This window comes from Acinetobacter sp. 228 (assembly GCF_048147885.1).
Genome location: NZ_JAYWYV010000205.1, coordinates 1 through 1,535 on the forward strand (window position 1 = coordinate 1; position 1,535 = coordinate 1,535).

Below are 1,535 nucleotides of genomic sequence, written 5' to 3' on the forward strand. Positions count from 1 at the left end.
AAGGCCTGCTTGCCGTAATTCCACCAAAGGAAAAGCGCGGTTTAGTGATGATTGATCCGCCTTACGAATTAGAGCGTAAGGATTTCCCGCAATTGGTTGAACTTTTACAAAGCGCTTATAAAAAATGGCCAACAGGTGTCTTCGCGGTTTGGTATCCAATTAAAGATCGCGCAATGATTGAACGTTTTGAAAAGAAAATGTTTAAAACTGGAATTCGCCGTCAATTAATCTGTGAAATTTGTGTTTGGCCAGATGACACACCTGTAGGTTTGAATGGTTGTGGATTATTAGTAATTAACCCACCTTGGCAGTTCTCCGAACAAGCAGATCAAGCCCTACAATGGTTATTCCCTCACTTACGTATGCAAGAAACAGGTGGTCATGCCGCTGTACGCTGGTTAGTGGGTGAGTAATAATTAATCTAAATCAATGCACATGTTTGGAATAGAAAATAATGACAAATGCGCCTAAACCAGAGCAAGATTTAACTCATAATGAACATTCTTTTGATGGGATTACGTTCGAAGTGGTTGAAGAAGAAGATAATCCGGAAGGACAAAAAGTGAAGCGCAGAGGTATTTACCTTTGGCCTAACTTAATCACGACAGCCGCTTTGTTGTCTGGTTTCTATTCCATTATTGCAAGTATGAATGGCGAATTTGCTCAAGCGATTTATGCCATTTTTCTTGCAGCATTATTTGATGGGTTAGATGGACGCGTTGCCAGAGCTATTGGTGCCCAAAGTGCTTTTGGTGAGCAATATGACTCTTTATCAGATTTGTTAGCATTTGGTGTAGCGCCAGCAATGCTAATGTATAGCTGGAGTCTACATGACTTAGGCCGTATCGGTTTGGCATGCTGTTTTGTTTATACTGCTTGTGCCGCGTTCCGTTTAGCAAGATTTAATGTTCAGATCGGAGTGGTTGATAAGCGCTATTTTATTGGTATTGCTAGCCCACTCGCCGCGATTATCATTATTTCACTCGTATGGGTAGCTCGTGATTATCCATTCATTTTTGATTTACGCGATATTGCTATTCAAACCATTAACGCGGTCATCATGGTGGTTGTAGGACTACTTATGATTTCTAATATTAAATATTATTCATTTAAGCAAATGGATCGTAAGCGTGTTCCTTTTGTAGTTATGTTGCCAGTAGTACTGATTTTTGCGGCAATCACTTATAATATTCCAATGGGTATTTTGATTGTATCAATCATCTATGCTCTATCAGGTTTTGTTACCACACTTTTAGCTAAAAAAAATAACGAGACCATCAAAACATAAAATTAGATGAGGTTCGGTATGCCTAAGTTGATAAGTGAAAAAAATCAATTACAGCAACTGAGCCTCAACTCAAATGGGGGAGTTGTCTATCAGCCCGCCAGAGGTTTTTTTAAAGTTGTCTATCAAGGTTTAATTCTTCCTAACCTGCCTGCACCACTTCGTTACTTTAATTACATTAGTCTGATCGGACAGCCTAGAATCCCTCTTTGCTATAACGCAAATGGTATTGTGACTTCTGCAGTTGATA

General features: G+C 39.3%; 2 protein-coding genes and 1 pseudogene. All 3 read left to right on the forward strand.

The annotated features are described in order from the left end of the window. Positions 1 to 413 (forward strand): 23S rRNA (adenine(2030)-N(6))-methyltransferase RlmJ (rlmJ, locus tag VXQ92_RS17390; RefSeq protein ID WP_416682662.1); only part of this gene is annotated, 413 nt, incomplete at its 5' end. Between the two features lie 41 nt (positions 414 to 454). Continuing rightward, the gene (gene pssA / locus VXQ92_RS17395; protein ID WP_000180205.1) at positions 455 to 1,288 is read left to right on the forward strand and encodes a CDP-diacylglycerol--serine O-phosphatidyltransferase; all 834 of its coding nucleotides are present in this window, start codon (positions 455 to 457) and stop codon (positions 1,286 to 1,288) included. An 18-nt stretch (positions 1,289 to 1,306) separates the two neighbouring features. Beyond that, positions 1,307 to 1,535 (forward strand): annotated as a pseudogene (locus tag VXQ92_RS17400) (hypothetical protein); the annotation flags it as partial.

Excerpts from the sequence above, each read along its gene's own strand:
- pssA (WP_000180205.1), top strand. The coding sequence starts at position 455 with ATGACAAATGCGCCTAAACCAGAGCAAGATTTAACTCATAATGAACAT.